This is a genomic window from Nostoc sp., from assembly GCF_036917575.1.
Classification (GTDB): domain Bacteria; phylum Cyanobacteriota; class Cyanobacteriia; order Cyanobacteriales; family Nostocaceae; genus Nostoc.
The window spans coordinates 460,497-476,672 of record NZ_JBALDC010000050.1; the positions used below are offsets into that span (position 1 = coordinate 460,497).

Genomic DNA, 16,176 nt, shown 5'->3' on the forward strand with positions numbered 1-16,176 from the left:
TTTAGTCAAGAGTCATTAGTCATTAGTTATTAGTCATTAGTCATTGGTCATTGGTCATTAGCAAATAACAAAAGACAAAGAACAAATGACAATTTATCTGGTTTCCATAGTTTCTACTCGGAAACGTTCAACGGAGGCAATCAAGTCACGGGATACACCTACTAAGTGTTGTAGGGCACCTGAAACTCGCTGTGCTTCTTGGGAAGTTTCTTGTGCGGTCAGTTCTACTGATTGCATTACATGAGCGACGGCGCGGGAGGTTTCCGTTTGTTCCACAGTATCGCTAGTAATGGAGCGCACCAGAATATCAATACGATTCGCTACTTGAATAATGTTTTCGAGCGATCGCTTGGCATCTTCTGCCAATTTTGTCCCTTTAATTACTTGTTGTGTGCCTTCTTCCATCGCGGTCATTACTGAGCCTGTTTCGCTTTGGATTTGCATCACAATTTGTTCAATTTCCTTGAGGGATTTAGCAGATTTATCTGCTAGCTGGCGCACTTCATCTGCAACGATCGCAAACCCGCGTCCAGCTTCTCCGGCTCTTGCCGCCTCAATACTAGCATTGAGTGCTAACAAATTTGTTCTGGAAGCAATTTGAGAAATCAACGCCACAATTTTAGAAATTTCTTGGGAAGATTCCGCCAACCGCTTCACTTTGCGAGTGGTTTCGGCAACAGTTTCTCGAATTTCTAAAATCCCTGCTACGGTATTTTCTACTGCTTCGCCACCTTTCAAGGCGATCGCACTAGCATCACGTGCAACGGTTTCGGCTTCTCGCGCCGCCTCTGCTACCCGTTGAATCGAGTCAGTCATCACCTGTACAGAATTCAGCGTTACTGCTAACTCTTCTGCTTGGCGTAAAGCATCACTAGATAAAGCTCTGGCAAAGGTTTCGGAGTTGGTTGCACCTTTTGTCACATCCTTCGCCGCCACTTTTACCTGTTGAACGATATCCCGCAGGTTTTGAATTGTCAGGTTAAATGCGTCGGCTACGGCTCCTAGTACGTCGGCTGTCACTTCCGCTTGGACTGTTAAATCGCCTCTAGCAGCTCCTTCCACATCATCTAAGAGCCGAATCACTTGACGTTGCAGATTTTCTTTAGCTTCCTCTTGTTCATCGGCTTTGCGTTGGGCTTCACTTGTGGTTGTGAAAATTACCCGCGCCATTTCATTAAAGCCAGTAGCTAAATGCCCCAATTCATCTTCGGAAAACACTGTGGCTTGAGCATTCAGATTTCCTTGACGTACAGCTTCAAACTGAGCTTGGAGGTCATTAGTTGTGCGCCGAATTTGTTTAAGCGCCAGATTTCCCATGAAGCCTGCGGTAGCAAAACCTGCAATCCCTGCTGCTAGTGACATTGCCCAACCTGTGTTTCGTACTGATTCTCGCTGTTGGGGTGGCGAAAATGTGGTAGCGACAAAGCTAACTGTGGCTACAACCAGCGCTGAGACAATGCCTACACTTCCAGCAATTAGCCATTGTTTCCGTTCGATAGAAGCATTTTCTAATGGTGCTAACCATCCTTGCTCGACGCTGACGTTGGGTTCTAGTTTGGAGACATCTGTTTGGGTAAAGACTGGAACGGCTTCATGAGAACCAGTCATTGAGAACAGTTCTTCTTCGCGATCGCTAGGAGGTGCATTATTTAAAAAAGCCTCTGCGCTTTGAAGGCATCCAGTGTGATTAGTTTCTGCTGGAGCAGAATCCATTGCTGCATTACCGAAGTTAGAATCTCCTTCGATCAAGTCAAACCCTGGAATATTGCCTAAATCATCAAATTCCTCAAAGTCATCTAAAAACTCGATATTGCTCTTAGAATTTTCTGCATTCAGTATATTGCTTGAATCTTCATAAGAGTTTAAACTCTCTGAGCCAAAGGCAGACTCAAATGCTTCCATATCAAAATTATCATCGTCATCGAAGCTATTTTTACCGATTAATTCGCCTGATTGAAACTGCTTTTCCTGACGCGGTGAATTACTATTAAAAGATGATTCTTTATCAGGTAAACTCGGCTGAAAAGCTGATTCCGCCTTTACTTTTTTTGCTAATAACCAGTTATTGGATTCGGTTTCAGACACATTATCTTGATTGCCGGATTCCAACTTATTTGTTGTTGACGAATCATTTCTCAGGTCTTCTGCAACAATCAGTAAAGTTTCGTCTCCAAAAGGAGATTTTTTATATTCTAAATTTCCATTCCTCTCCTCTGGAAGCTTTGGCTCACTCAACAATAAATCAGGAGAGTTACTCTCGCTATTACCAGTTTGTAAATTAGAAGATGAATAGTTATTATTGTCAATATTTGAATTTCCGTAAGCAGATATCCCATTATCTGAGAAGGGGCTACTTGCTAATGATTCTTCGGAAATATCTTCTGATATACCTTCTTGCCAAAAAGCAGGTAACTCTAATTCTGTATTATCCTCCCAGTTTGTATTTAATTTTTGTTCTTGTGATTCTTCATTCATAGCAAAAGGATCGTCACCAAAAGCTATAGAAGAATCTGATATTTTTTCTGTTCTGATACTATCTTCTGTGGGTATATCAAATGGAGTTTTTGAAGATATCTCCTCAATACCATTTACACTTTCTTGATGCTCTCCAAAAAAGTTCAAATCAAGGCGACCGCTGTCAAACTCCTGATTAGCACCTAAATCTTCTAATTCTGATTCGCTATATGTTAGTACATCAGATATCTCTGAGGAATTTATTTCTTCTTGACTTTCTGGTGGCTCGATTTGCCCACTGAATGACTGTAAATATTGATTGATATTGTCAATTCCATTCTTGGCAAAACCAATAACTTCTAGATCGTTAGTCAAGCTTAATACTTGTTGATATTCTTCTTTTGCTACATCGTACTGCTGTAAAACATAGTAGATGTGACCCCGCAATAAATGGGTATTGGGGTCATTTGGTAAATTTTGTACCACTTGGTCAACTAAAGTGGCCGCAACCTCATAATTTCTTTGAATATAGGCGGTCATCGCCTGTTGATATGTTGGCTCGTAATTATCAATACTTGCTGCCATTTCCTCCTCCAATTTCATCCTGCCCACCTAGCACTCCGTACAATTGCCATTTGATCGAGCAGTCGTAGACACTGGTTGCTTTTAGCTCCTAATGACCATTCTCCACGTAAAAAGGGAGCCATAGTATCTGGAACACTAGTTGGTGGCATAAGATTCTGGACATCCAACCAGTCCATACCACCGATTTCCTCTACTGCTAAACCCACTATTGTGTCTTGCTCTTCAATGGCAATCACCGAAATTTCAGCCCTATCCGTGTTTAATGCACCTGCTTCCCCCAGAAATTGACCCAAATCAGCCACCCAAATAACTCGACCTCGTAAATTTAGAGTACCCAAAAGTAAAGGAGAAGCATTAGGAATCGGAGTGATTCTATCAGGACTTAGTTCAATTACCTCCCGGATGCCAGTTGCTTGTAGTGCAAACTCCTGATGCGAGGGAATGTAAAACCTCAAATGTAACTCACCTTCAGGACTTTCTACTTGTAATTCTGGTCGAAAGTGGTCTTGACCGCTGCCACTTAAAAAGTCCGGTTTGCTGACCATGTTGTTTTTATCCTTATCCTCGCAGCAGTTGTTTGACTGTTCCTACCAACTCAGTTGGTTGAAAGGGTTTGGCTATGTAAGCGTCTGCACCCTGCTTCATGCCCCAATAGCGATCGAATTCTTCACCTTTAGAAGAACACATAACCACTGGGACATTTTGGGTTTTTGGATCGGATTTTAACCGCCGACAAACTTCGTAGCCGTTCATCCGGGGCATGACAATATCTAATACCACTAAATCTGGAGGTGCTATTTGAATTGCCTCTAATGCTTCTAATCCATCACTAGCATGGGTAACTGTTAGGCCAGTTGCTTTCAGGAGGTCTGTAATCATCTCCCTTTGCGCGATACTGTCTTCCACAATCAGAACTGTGCTCATAAGTGTTTATTTACCTCCTGATTTAGACGTTCCTAATTGGAACATTCCCTGACTCCTTTGCGAGTATTAACTGTATAAATTAGTTTTAGGTTCTCACTATTTTCCTGGTTGTTGACGTTTCACTGAGTTAGCTGACTCTGTGATAACATCTTTTTACTCATCTTTTAGTAGATCAACAAATCTTTGATCTCTTTATATGCCCCAGAAACTCCAGAGATAAGGGAAAAATAATTAATGCCCCATGACGCCAGTTGCTTCTCCCTTGGCGCTAGCCTCTCCCTTTGGGAGAAGGGGAGACGCTACGCGAATAAGTCGGGCATTGCCTGCCCAACGCACTGGCTCCCCAATGCCCAATTTTCATTGGTTATTGATATATTTATCTACGAGCATCAGTAACTCAGTGTCTGTAAACGGTTTTGTTAAATAATCTGTTGCCCCAACCATCTTAGCTTTGACTCGATCCATGAACCCATCTTTCCCAGTAAGCATGATAATCGGTGTGAGCCGAAATGCTGTTGAATGTCGCAGCATGGCGCAAACCTCGTACCCTTCCAATTCCGACATGGCAATGTCGCATAAAATTAAATCAGGTTTGATTTGAAAAACCAGACTCAGTGCCTCTAACGGATTGGTGAGAGTGATCGCTTCATAACCTTGTGGTTGTAAGATGGAATTTATAGTCTCACCGATGGCGATCGCATCGTCAATACATACTATCCGCCCCGTCGGTTTTCCCTGCAATTTCCAGCTATCCGTGTATATATCTGGTTGATTAGTCTCTGAATATACTAGTTGTAGCCAACTTTGTTGTACATAAGGATATATTGCCTTAGCGACGGTCAAAATGTCTCGGTTGAGATGGCGAGCCAGTTGTCGCAAAGATGTTTTACGATCAGCCCAATGTTGTAGCTTATTCACGGTTGCTTCTGGTAAAGAAGATTGTAGCTGAACTTTGTCAGATAGCACTGGCAATTGTTCTGGAGACTGAATGTGTGGATAGAGTTGCTTCCATTCTTGCAGCTGCTTGGTAATTTTTGTCACAAATGGAGCAATCTCAAAAGTGTTTAATTGCGGAGCAAGTGCCGCACCTTGATGGAAAATGAAGTTACCTTGGCGTAAACTCAGCAGGTCAAAGAGAGTTTCATGCACCAAACCGTAAATGATACTACCAGCTATTTTTGGGTTGATGATATTCCGCTCCAAAAGTGCCCAAAGATAGGCGTACTCTGGCGCGTCGGTTGGTGGTAGGGAGGCAATTTGTTTGTCGGTGAGTTGCATTTCAACTCGATAATGACGTAAATAATCGCTAATTCTGGATAAACTACTCTCGCCTTCTTGGCAATAGATAATTTGACCATTAAGGAAAAAAACGAACCAAGACTGTTGTTTAGGACGATAAATGTTTGCTCCATCTTTGCCCAGTTTGTTGTTATGGTGAGAGCTATAAGCTTCCACCCATAGTTGCCCAGTTCGCTGTCCCAATTCAATCAATTGCAGAATACTGCAAATATCAATTTCATTTAAATTTCCCTGCATTTAGCTAAAAAGTACTCCTTAGTATTGCTGAATTCCAAATCGTGAATTATGACTTCTTCTTTAAGTATTGATTATGGAGTATTGAAAAGATTTTTACTTTATTCTGATTTTCATTAGGGAATACATTAAGCTATAAACCTTTATCTTTCGTAATACACTTTGACAAAGCTAGTGTTAACACGGAAGTCATCATCATTGTCATCAGTACAAAATATAAAGGCGCGATCAGATCGCTTCCATAAGTATCAAGACGTGACATCTTGCGTCTATAGTTTTGTCTGTCTTGTTTTTTGAAACCCTGGTTCAGTAAGACAAGTTAACAGAATTATTTAAGGTATATCTCAAAACACGAACTTTAAGTGCATCAATAAAGGACTAACGGTGTGCTGTATTTAGCAGAAGTACAAAAACAGAAAGGTGGTTTACTCAGTGGCGGTGGCAAAACTGAATTGAAACTGCTAGCTTGTCAGCGAACTGACCAGAATTGGAGTACTGTGTCGGAAGAGGTGATTGCTGCTGAAGAGGCAAGCAAATTAAATGATGGTGCTTTGGTATTGGTTGAACTGAATCCGAATCGTCAAGTGCAGCGAATTCAAGAAGCAGGGCGTCCACTCGTCAACATTTTGCAGAATTTTTCCCGCCAGTTGGAGAAATTTAAGCTCAAGGAAGATGAGATCGATCAGTGGAAACAATCACTAACGTTTCAGGCGCAAGAGTTGAACCGCCGTGAAATGGACATGGAGGTACGCTTAGAACAGCTGCAACAATTGGAGGATGAGGTACAACACCTAGAGGAGCAAAAACAGGAAGTTGACACCTCCCGCCAGGAAATTGAACGATTACAAGGAGAAATTGAGCGCAACCGCCAAGAGTTGGAAGGCGCTTGGGAGCATTTACGGGGTGAGCAGCGTCGCCTGGAAGAACGCCAAGCAGATTTTCAACAAGGGACGGTTTTGGATGAGGAGCAAAGTCGAGTAATCAGTGAGTTACTCAATCGCTTGTCTAGTCGTGTTACTCCTACGGAAACGGTTAGAGAACACCTGCATCTAGCCTTTGAATTGGTCGAAAAGCAGCAAACGACTCTTACCCCGCACTGGCAAAAACTGGAGGAGCATAAAAGTGCGATCACCCAACAGCAAGAAGAAGTTGAGTGCTTATCACAAACTTTTAGCGATCGCCAAAATGCATTGCAACAAGCACAAAATTCTTTAGTTCAGCAAACAGCCCAACTAAAAATAAATACAGCAGACCTTACCAGCAAGCAAGAGTATGCTCGGCTCCTCAAAGAGCAGTTACGAAACGCTGAAGAATTATATCAACAAATCCACTCTTTAGCTGCAACATCTGGTGATGTAGTTCTCGGTAAGCAAGCTGATGTGGAGGCTTTGAATAAAATGCCTTTAGAAGAACTACAAAAGATAGTGCAAGACTTGCAGCATAAGTTAGAAATCGACGCTAGCTTTGTTCACGATCAAGAACAAGAACTGAAATATAAACAAGAAGGTATAGAAGAACTTCAAACTAAATTAAATCACGCATCTGACCATGACCACATTAATTTGGAACTAGAACTAACTGATGAAAAAGATTTTTATCAGATGCTAAATTCCAGTTTGGTGGGACAACGCCGCAATATGCTACAGCACCAGAAGTTTCTTAAACAACATCAAACTGTACTGCAACGGCGGCAAGGGCATATTGTTACTGAAGAAGAAAGTAACAACAAAATTAATTTAGAACCGATTCTGTTACAAATTGAAACCCAGCGACAACAATATTCACAGGAAATTCAAAAGCTAGAACGTGAAATTGAGCAGATTCGTTCTGGTGTTGAGCTAAATCAGGGAATGATTGACAATCAAACTCACAATCTAGATGAAAAGCGCCAAGAATTGAAAGCGATCGAGGAGAATTTGCTATCCCTACGAAGAACAACTGCTGAATACTATGGTCGAGTGAATCTTTATCAAGAAGCACTACAACCAATTCAGGATTCTCTAGATGGATTACGGCAAAAGCTGCAAGAAATAGGAGAATCTTTGGGTCAATTCCAGGAAACTACTGATTATCAAATCCAAGCGATCGCTCAGTTGCGTCATACTCTCCAAAGTTTAATACCTCAGCCAGAATTACTAGCGTCTTAACCAGTCCTTGGGCTTTAGCCTAGCTAAAGTCCAATTACGAACTATGAGCTTAGTTATTACTCTATAAATAAACTAGAGTCTACATTAAAAAGCTCTCCTAGCTTACGAGCTTGTTCTGTATTTATCTTCTCTTGTCCATTTAAAATATTATCAACCAAATCTTTTGTCCCTAAAACTGATACTAAATCATCTCTACAATTGGTAATACAATTCAAGAGCAGACTTAATCACATCCGTTATTACCTGATTAGTCTGCTGTTGAATAAAGGCTAGTTTGTCAGCATACTCGCTATCTAATCGCGCATTAATTCGCATTGTTAGGTTCGTTTGTCATACAATCTGTATGACAAACATAATATACCTGCTACCTCATCAACAACTTCCGGCGTAAATTATCCAACGCTGCATTCGCACTCACATGACGAATTAGAGTGCGTCCTCGCATTGTGCCAAACTGATACTCAAAACTTGCTACTTCATCCTTTGGTCCAGCCAAACCGACATAAACCAAACCCACTGGCTTTGTATCTGTCCCTCCAGTTGGGCCAGCAATACCAGTGATACTCAATCCCCAAGTTGTTGCAAGGCGGGTTTTGACTCCAACAGCCATTTGCTCTGCAACAGTAGCACTTACAGCCCCAAATTTATCTAAATCTTCTGGGTTAACCCCCAATAGTCCAACCTTCACCGAATTGTCATAAGAAATTACTCCACCCCAGAAATAATCAGAACTCCCAGAAATCTCAGTCAACATTTGCCCTAAACCGCCACCAGTACAAGATTCTGCCACCGAAAGCGTTTCTTTTGATGCCCGCAATAACTGACCCACTACGGAAGCAAGAGTATCATTATTAACTCCGTAGAAATCCAGTCCGGCGATTTCTGTAAGTTGTTTTTCAATGGGCGTAATTAATTCTTCTGCTGCTGCTTCGGAAGTTGCTTTGGCAGAAACTCGCAATCTTACTTCCCCTTTACCTGCATAAGGGGCAACTGTGGGATTTGGCAATTTCAAATAGGAAGTAACTTTTTCCGCCAAAGCAGATTCACCAATACCCCAAAACTTTAAACTTCGACTGTAAATAATTTCTTTACCCCAACCTTGACTTTTGAGAAATGGCACAGCTGTTTCTTCCCACATCAGGTGCATTTCACTGGGAACACCGGGAAAGGTAAAAATCGTGATTTCAGGACGAGGTTGCCAAATGATACCGGGTGCTGTTCCAGTGGGGTTGGGGAGAATTTCTGCACCTTGGGGAATCAAAGCCTGCTTGCGGTTACTTGGTGACATAACCCGACCTCGCCCTGCGAATTTCTGGGTTATGTCTTCAATGATGTCAGAACGTTCTACCAACGGGACTTCAAAAAAATCGGCGATCGTTTCGCAAGTTAGATCATCTGGTGTTGGGCCGAGTCCACCAGTGAAAATGAGAATTTGTGCTCTGGAAATAGCAATTTCTATAACTTGCTTCAACCGTTCTGGATTATCCCCAACCACTGTTTGATAGTAGTGGGGAATACCTAACTGCGCTAATTGCTGCGCTAAAAATTGAGCATTGCCGTTGAGGATATCTCCTAGCAATAGTTCAGTACCAACACAAATAATTTCTGCACTCATTGGATTGGGGAAGGGAAGTATGGAGTGGGGGATGAGGGAGCAGGGGAGGTAGGGGGAGTAGCTTTCAAGAGTAGGTTTTTTAGAATCTCGAAAATAGTTGAGAATTTTCTCAACTGTTTAACGTGGTTTGGTCGTTTCAGGATTTAAGCATTGGCTGAAACAGTCAAAAAATAACCAAATAAAAAATCCCTACCCTTGAAAGAGGGAGAGCAGGGGAAGATGAGAGAGCAAGGGAGAATTATTGAACAAGTTTTTTCCTTGTCTTTCCCCTTCTCCCTTGTCTTTTTGTCTCTTCCCTATACCCAATTATGCTAGGGCTGGTACAGGAATTTCTAAGTGAGGATATAAGGGAAAGCGATCGCATAAAGCCGCTACCCGTTGCCGACAATCTTGGGTTACTACGTCGGAATTTGGAGAAAGCAGGCGATCAGCAATAATATTTCCAATCTCGGTAAATTCTGCTACTCCCAAGCCTCGCGTTGTCATTGCTGGCGAACCTAACCTCAGACCACTAGTCACAAATGGCGACTGCGGATCAAAGGGAATAGTATTCTTGTTAGCAGTAATATTCACAGTACTTACTAGCTGATCTGCCTGCTTACCAGTTAGACTCACAGAACGTAAATCTACCAGTATTAAATGATTATCAGTGCCGTTAGATACTAACTTTAGACCACGATTTTGCAATTGTTCGGCCAAAGCACGAGCATTTTCAATCACTTGGGCAGAATAAGTTTTGAATTCAGGCTTGAGGGCTTCTCCAAAAGCTACTGCTTTAGCAGCAATAACGTGTTCCAATGGTCCGCCTTGGCTGCCAGGAAAAACAGATTTATCTAACTTTTTACCTAGTTCTGCGTCACCTGTCAAAATTAAACCACCTCTAGGGCCGCGTAAAGTCTTATGGGTAGTTGTTGTTACTACATGACAATGAGGAATGGGATCGGGATGAAGACCACTAGCAACTAAACCAGCAATGTGAGCAATATCGGCAAGTAAGTAAGCGCCGATTTCATCAGCAATACTACGGAACTTTTCAAAGTCAATTACACGGGGATAAGCTGAATAACCACAAATCAGCAGCTTAGGACGCTCCCTCAGCGCCAGCTCCCGAATTTGGTCATAGTCAAGTTGTTCTGTTTGTTGACTAACACCATAGTGGCTAACTTGGAACCACTTACCTGAGAAATTTACAGGGGAACCGTGGGTGAGATGTCCCCCATGAGACAAATCCATTCCCATAATTTTGTCTCCTGGTTCCAGCAGCGACAGGAACACAGCAAAATTGGCCTGTGCACCAGAATGAGGTTGCACATTCGCATGAGCAGCGCCAAATATCTGTTTAGCACGGTTGATCGCTAGTTGTTCAATTTTATCGATAAACTCACAACCGCCATAGTAGCGTTTACCAGGTAATCCCTCAGCATATTTATTTGTCAGTACCGAACCTTGAGCCGCCAGTACAGCAGCAGACGTAAAGTTTTCACTAGCAATCAACTCCAAATGGTCTCGCTGACGCTGTAGTTCGTCATTGATTAACCCTGCGATCGCCGGATCGCTGGAAGAAAGAAAGTCTGAATTAGTCCTAGTCACTTCAATTATCCTTATGGAAATTTGTACAACGGCTGATTTTGGTTGGACGCAGCACCTAAATATACAGTCAAGAGCAATGGTTTTTGACTGCTTTAGAGAGGCAATTAATTGTCTCCGTACTCTGAAAGTTTATTTGCGCCAACTTATTTATTATTAGACCCAAGCTCGATTAATGCATTAATTATCATAACGTTGCTTTTTAAAATCCTCACCTTGCTGCGTGTTGTGAGGGCGTTAGACAGTATTTTTATGAACTTGTGTGAAATAATGCTTACTGCGATCGCTGCTCTGTGGAATGAATTTTAGAATGATTCGCGAACAACAAGAACCCCCACTTATTAAAGAAGTCGGGGTTCTGCGGGTTGCAATTCTCACAAATCAAATAGAATTCATATAGCGATTTTGATAGTAAGCCAAAATCTGGTTAACTCGTTGCCGATTTTCTAAGCTAGAGTTTGCTGTCCACGAAAGGCTCAAGCCAGCAATTTGACTTTGATTGTAATCAAACTGTTGGGATGACTGAGGAATTAAATCCACTTCCACCCCTTCAACTTGACGTAAATGAGCTGCTATTTCTCTATATACAGCTAAAGGCAAACCAGGGAATTCGACTTTTTCCTTAGTCTCCATCTTTATGAAGCTCCCACATTAAAGGTATTTTGGGGGGGGTGTTGTCGCTGAAATAGAATTGCCGCTAGCAGATGCAGCTGACGGCGTTGATTTTACAGCCCCTTCCCCTACCATTTTGGCAACTTCAATACCATATTGTTCCAAAATCACAACGGGATTGTAGCCCTGATTCATTTCAATACGTTTAATCAGTACGCCATTTGCTAATCGCTGTCCCGCCTGTACGTACCGACTTGTCGGCTCATCGGGTACTTTGATGATTGCTTGTGGTTCCTTGCTAATTAGAACTACACCAGTCACAACTACTGCCCTTGCTAACTCAGGCTGTGCTGGCGGTGGCAATACAGAGACTAAAGTGGGGTTGGGGACAACTTGAGGCAAAACTTTAGGCAACATTGAAGTCAAGGTAGGATTGACTTTTTTTGGTACAGAAGAAACGTTATTTTTCTTTGGATTTAAAGCTATGCTACGTGTTGGAAGTTTTCGTCCTGCTAATGATGCAGTAGATAGCTTCGGCGATACGGTAACAGGTCTGTTTAAAGCTATGCTGCGTGTTGGAAGTTTTCGTCCTGCTATTGATGCAGTAGGTAGCTTCGGCGATACGGTAACAGGTCTGTTTAAAGCTATGCTGCGTGTTGGAAGTTTTCGTCCTGCTATTGATGCAGTAGGTAGCTTCGGCAACACGGGAACTGGTCTTCCAAATGTTTTAGGCATTCCAAGAACCGTCTGCTCGAAAAGTTGGGCAAAAGGATCGCTTCGATTTTTTGATACCTGAACTAACCGTGCCCGCTCTGTAGCATTAGTGGATTGAATCAAGTTAACAGATGCAAGATTAACTTGTGAGACCTGTTTGGCAGGTATCACTGGATTCTTAAATGATTGAGCCGCTGGTGGCGACTTTTTGGCTATTTTGGGAATTGGCACGGGATTGATAGCTTGTTGTGTATCTTCAGAAGCACATCCAGCGATCGCCAAAGTTAAAATAGCTGCAATTGTAATTTTTGAAGTTCTACCCATGAACCTTTCTCAAAAGCCATTGGAAAATTGGAAATCAACATGCCTAAAATTTGGATCTAAGGCAAAGTATGTTCCCTTTATAACCTAATTTTTTACATTTTAAGGGTTATTTTTAGCACTGCCTAGCCAGTATAACTGCGGTTTAGTGTTTGCTAGAAGTCAATCTTCTGCCACACCCATAAGCTCTTTCATCAAATCCAGTCCTTTCTTGACTCTACGGGAAACTGTTACTACACTGATGCCCAGATGTTCTGCAACTTGTTTTTGGGTCAAATCTTGCAAAAATACACATTCCAACACATCGCGGGTACGTTTTTCTAGCTGAACCAACGCTTGTTGTAAGCGAAGTTGGTCTTCTTGTGCCAGTTGAAAGCTGCGATAGTGAGGATCCGGAACCAATTCTCCCAAGCAGGTAGAACCTTCTTCTCCATCTTGGATTGGCACATCAAGACTCAAAGGAGCGCGATTTACCCATGCTAATTTAATTTCTTGCCATTCATTTGGAGAAATTTTTAGTGCAGCGGCTAATTCCGAGTCGGTTGGTTGACGATTGTGTTTTTCACGCCAAGAACGTGATACTCCTATTGCTTGCTGTTGGAGTGCTAACCATCTCCGAGGAATTCGCACAGTGACACCTTTATCTCGGAGATAGTGTTGAATTTCACCCCGAATATAGGGAAGAGCGTAAGAACTGAAGGCATGTCCCTTAGAAATTTCAAATCTTTCAATGGCTCTGATTAAACCCAAACATCCAACCTGGAGCAAATCATCGTAGGTTTCATGACATTGATTTGTCCAGTAGTGAGCTTCTTTTCTCACCAGTCCAAAATTGAGTTTTACCAGTTGATTGCGGATGTTTTCTGACGGAGATTGCTGATATTCTCGCAACAGCTGCCAAATTTCGTGTTTTAGTTCAGTGGTGACTGTGGTAGGCATAGCACCCGGTTTATTGAGCAAATAAAGAATCAATTATTCTCTTTTAAATTCAGCTGCGATCGCACGATATCAAAGGAAATATTGCGCTATATTTTCTAGTAAATACTATGGAAGATAAAAAAGACTTCCTTTTCAAATTCCATAGGTTACTTGATAATCGAGCAAAATTTAAATGGGCGAAATCGCTATTTAGTTAGTTTTCTATCTTTGGTATGACCTGTAGCTGTTTTAGAACCACATAAAAATAAAATATAAAATTAATCACTAAATATAAAACCGAAATTGTACTTAACTTGAATTATTTAATAGTGAAGTTAATTTAGAGAAACAAAACAACTGTAGTTGAGCTTTTGTTTAATGAGTAAAAGTTAGATTTACAGTGAAATTACGTGCTCTTTCAACTAAAATTTATCCAATAGTTAAAAATCACTAATAATTTCCAAAAATCTTATGTATATTTACGCAAGCCAATAAAAAAAGGGCATCTTACCCTTTTTTGTAATGAAGTCTATATTTTTTTAATGAAAGGGAAAAGGTTAAAGGATGAATCAAGTCACCCATAAGACTGAGAGATAAAAATTTTCCCAATTGCCAGAGCTATTTTGCTCAGATTTAACTTTTCCCGATTTTTGTAAAAAACCTATCTACCCTCTTGAAAAAAGAGGGTAGATAAGTTAACTTTTGCGATCAAGTCTGATAACTACAGAATTGTCGTTTTGAGTGCCAGTCAGTTGCTTTACTTTCAAGGATTTAGCCACGAGTCAATTCAACCCGTCCATAAAATAGACCACGAATCTTGACTTCTTTAGGTTCGCCAGCACCTAAATCTGTATCAGATGGCTGGTCACTCTGGAAAGTGCCAGCAATTTCACCGCTAGAACTGTCTATTTTAGCGATTTGCAGAGAAATCTTACCATTGAGATTCTCAGCCCGCTTGACGTTAGTGCGAGTAAGTTCTTCATCATCTGCTTGGGCGGGGAGAGCCACAGCATTATCGTAGCCACTAACGACACCACGACCTTTGGGATCTAGGAAAGCAGCACCACGATAGGAAGGAACTTTGAAGCTGCCTTCAAAGTCCGTAGAGGTGTTAATACTGGTCAAGCTAGGTTGGCTTTGAGCAACCAAGTTTTTGATGGTGAAGAGAAAAGGTACTCGCTCACCACCAGGAAGTTGCACAGTGATCGCTTGAAAGTCAAGACCATCAGTTTCCTTAAAGGTCAGGCTATTATCTGCATTGACTTTTAGATTACCTTGCACCTGGTCAATGGTGGAAGTGTATCTGGTCAACAATTTGCCGGCAACAAATTCTGCTTCTTGGCGTTTATTCGCAGGTTCTTCTTTAATGAAGAAGCTAGTTGGTTCCAAGCAAAGTTCTTTGATGGTATAAGACTGGCTAGAATCAATAGGAATGGAACCACGGCTTGTTTCTGTTAGTTGGGGGCATTTGTTAGCCAAGCCAGTGCCGCGAATTTGATCGTAAGTGAGTACATCTCTACCACTACTGCTAGCAGGAGCATCACTACAAGCGGTTATTAGCCCCAGGCACAAAGCCAAGAATGCAACAATTAAAGCGCGATACCTCATGGTCAACCTCAATCTCAAAAATTAATATCTAAGTTGTAAAACTGCATTGAAGCTTTGATCTCTGATGAGAAGCCGCTACTCTGCGAAAAGCTACCTTTGTTCGGACACGGCTTTACTCTGATTAAACCAGTTGAAGCAAGTGTTCGGGTATCTAGTTGTCAGCTGCTGCTCAAACTTTTCTCTGCTAAACGTAGTTAAACGTGTCGCTCTCTTGAGCTTGGGGTGTAAACCCCAGACTAACTAGCACACTGCATCCATTTTGGATGTATGTCACTAGGAAAGCAAAAAACCAGCAGTTTTACTGTTGGTGGCATTTGTTAGAGTTGGACGGGTGGATGAGGAAGTCTCATACAGAGCTGCATAAATGCTTGCCTCGAAAAGTGCGAATAGGGGTGTCTGCTTCGCACTTTGCTTTTGCCATCAGCAAAAGCGTCGCCCAAGTCTTTTTGTATCATGTATGTGACGCCACTACATACAGGCCATTTTTGGATAGGTAAATCAGCCAGATCATACGATTTTTTTTAACTCAAAATCAAAGTTCTCAAAATCAAAGAAAGTCTCGTTTGATCGCATCTAGCTTCTGTAAAGCCTATGCTAAAGGTTACTACGCTCTTTTTGGAGCGATCGCAATTGCTTTTGATAAAGATACAAATCTAGTTATATTCACCCCTAACTAGGACAAATGGGAGATGCGGTAACAGGGAGACAACTGAACAAATTAGGGAAAATTAAAAATCTCCGGTAAATTTGAGTTGACCTCATTTATACGCAAAGGATGGCATGAACGCTCACAAAAATATTGAATTAGAGAAGTTGTCTGGGAAACTGCAAGCGATCGCAACTGTAGTGTATGATGCCACTACAGCTTGTGAAGGCGATACTGTAGCTCTTTTGGCTTTGCTGCGGCAATTAGAGCAGTTACACCGAGAGATCCGGGATGGTGTTTTTCAAGAGAGTTTGCCTGTTAACCGCCGCCAACTTTACTCACTGTTGAAAGATATTGAGTCTGAGGGAGGCTGGCCTTATATTGAGCGCATGAGGCTACAAGCCTTTTTAGCGAATTTGCCACAAGAGGCTCCCGAAGAAAATAGCCATGAACTTTTAGAGAGTGATCGCTCATGCGGCTGATTAGCTCGAAATTTATTTCTAGTTCTGAAT

At 41.8% G+C, this 16,176-nt stretch carries 12 protein-coding genes; 2 read left to right on the forward strand and 10 right to left on the reverse strand.

All coding sequences use genetic code 11. The features are described from left to right. Positions 1–93: 93 nt before the first annotated feature. The 4 genes from V7K79_RS15370 to V7K79_RS15385 form a co-directional block, all read right to left on the reverse strand. Positions 94–3,039, reverse strand: a complete 2,946-nt coding sequence (locus tag V7K79_RS15370) for a methyl-accepting chemotaxis protein (protein ID WP_335048858.1) — start codon at positions 3,037–3,039, stop codon at positions 94–96. 14 nt (positions 3,040–3,053) lie between these two features. Beyond that, the gene (locus V7K79_RS15375) at positions 3,054–3,584 is read right to left on the reverse strand and encodes a chemotaxis protein CheW (RefSeq protein ID WP_334839433.1); all 531 of its coding nucleotides are present in this window, start codon (positions 3,582–3,584) and stop codon (positions 3,054–3,056) included. Between the two features lie 13 nt (positions 3,585–3,597). Continuing rightward, positions 3,598–3,963, reverse strand: a complete 366-nt coding sequence (locus V7K79_RS15380) for a response regulator transcription factor (RefSeq protein ID WP_069073698.1) — start codon at positions 3,961–3,963, stop codon at positions 3,598–3,600. Positions 3,964–4,320: 357 nt separating this feature from the next. Beyond that, the gene (locus tag V7K79_RS15385; RefSeq protein WP_335048859.1) at positions 4,321–5,499 is read right to left on the reverse strand and encodes a response regulator; all 1,179 of its coding nucleotides are present in this window, start codon (positions 5,497–5,499) and stop codon (positions 4,321–4,323) included. Between the two features lie 383 nt (positions 5,500–5,882). On the opposite strand from V7K79_RS15385, the gene hmpF reads away from it, so the two are divergent. After that, a complete protein-coding gene (gene hmpF, locus V7K79_RS15390) occupies positions 5,883–7,643 on the forward strand; it encodes a pilus motility taxis protein HmpF (RefSeq protein ID WP_335048860.1) in 1,761 nt (586 codons plus the stop codon). 364 nt (positions 7,644–8,007) lie between these two features. On the opposite strand, the gene V7K79_RS15395 is transcribed toward hmpF, so the two are convergent. The 6 genes from V7K79_RS15395 to V7K79_RS15420 form a co-directional block, all read right to left on the reverse strand. Further along, the gene (locus V7K79_RS15395; RefSeq protein WP_335048861.1) at positions 8,008–9,258 is read right to left on the reverse strand and encodes a competence/damage-inducible protein A; all 1,251 of its coding nucleotides are present in this window, start codon (positions 9,256–9,258) and stop codon (positions 8,008–8,010) included. Positions 9,259–9,564: 306 nt separating this feature from the next. Next, on the reverse strand, positions 9,565–10,848 hold the full coding sequence (gene glyA / locus V7K79_RS15400; RefSeq protein ID WP_335048862.1) for a serine hydroxymethyltransferase: 1,284 nt from the start codon (positions 10,846–10,848) through the stop codon (positions 9,565–9,567). Positions 10,849–11,226: 378 nt separating this feature from the next. Beyond that, positions 11,227–11,478, reverse strand: a complete 252-nt coding sequence (locus V7K79_RS15405) for a hypothetical protein (protein ID WP_335048863.1) — start codon at positions 11,476–11,478, stop codon at positions 11,227–11,229. 18 nt (positions 11,479–11,496) lie between these two features. Further along, positions 11,497–12,495, reverse strand: a complete 999-nt coding sequence (locus V7K79_RS15410; protein ID WP_335048864.1) for a hypothetical protein — start codon at positions 12,493–12,495, stop codon at positions 11,497–11,499. Positions 12,496–12,654: 159 nt separating this feature from the next. Then, the gene (locus V7K79_RS15415; RefSeq protein ID WP_335048865.1) at positions 12,655–13,431 is read right to left on the reverse strand and encodes an RNA polymerase sigma factor SigF; all 777 of its coding nucleotides are present in this window, start codon (positions 13,429–13,431) and stop codon (positions 12,655–12,657) included. Between the two features lie 750 nt (positions 13,432–14,181). Further along, positions 14,182–15,018: a photosystem II manganese-stabilizing polypeptide gene (locus V7K79_RS15420; RefSeq protein ID WP_335048866.1), complete on the reverse strand. Its 837-nt coding sequence runs from the start codon at positions 15,016–15,018 to the stop codon at positions 14,182–14,184. 780 nt (positions 15,019–15,798) lie between these two features. Here V7K79_RS15420 and V7K79_RS15425 point away from each other — a divergent pair. Next, positions 15,799–16,146: a hypothetical protein gene (locus tag V7K79_RS15425; RefSeq protein WP_335048867.1), complete on the forward strand. Its 348-nt coding sequence runs from the start codon at positions 15,799–15,801 to the stop codon at positions 16,144–16,146. The last annotated feature ends 30 nt before the right edge of the window (positions 16,147–16,176 follow it).